The sequence below is a fragment of the Desulfosporosinus shakirovi genome (assembly GCF_020595055.1).
Classification (GTDB): Bacteria; Bacillota; Desulfitobacteriia; order Desulfitobacteriales; family Desulfitobacteriaceae; genus Desulfosporosinus; species Desulfosporosinus shakirovi.
This window is the reverse complement of sequence record NZ_JAJDOO010000099.1, coordinates 1-533: the sequence shown is the minus strand read 5'-3', so window position 1 is coordinate 533 and position 533 is coordinate 1. Positions and strand designations below refer to the sequence as shown.

Annotated in this window: 1 protein-coding gene; it reads left to right on the top strand. The window is 48.0% G+C overall.

Features of this window, described 5'->3' with window-relative positions:
* A partial coding sequence (locus tag LJE72_RS25980) for a proton-conducting transporter transmembrane domain-containing protein (protein WP_282437966.1) occupies positions 1 to 533 on the top strand: 533 nt, incomplete at both ends.

Genomic DNA, 533 nt, shown 5'->3' with positions numbered 1-533 from the left:
TTGGGCGTTGACGGATTAAGCTTACCCATGCTTCTTCTGACCAACCTCATAGGTTTTGCCTCCATCTATGCTTCCTGGAATATCGATAAGCGTGTCAAAGAATTCTTTATCTTATTGCTTATTCTGATAGCCGGGGTTATGGGAACCTTTATTGCTCGCGACCTGTTTATCTTCTTCCTCTTCTATGAAATCGTGGTTATTCCTATCTACATCATGGTCATCATTTGGGGAAGTACGAAACGGGTCACCAAGGAATATGCGGCTATGAAGTTAACCATTTACTTGCTGATTGGATCGGCCTTCCTCCTCGTAGGAATGGTAGCCCTTTACCTGGCAGCCGGTGCCAATGGGAATCCAACCTTTATGTTTGATCAGCTGTCGGCTCGGCAAGAGCTCTACAGTCCTGCCTTCCAAAAAGTTGCCTTTGCCTTGATGATCGTGGGTTTTGGATCCCTCATTTCCATGTTCCCCTTCCACTCCTGGTCCCCTGACGGTTATGCCGGAGCGCCGACCGCCGTGAGTATGATTCACGC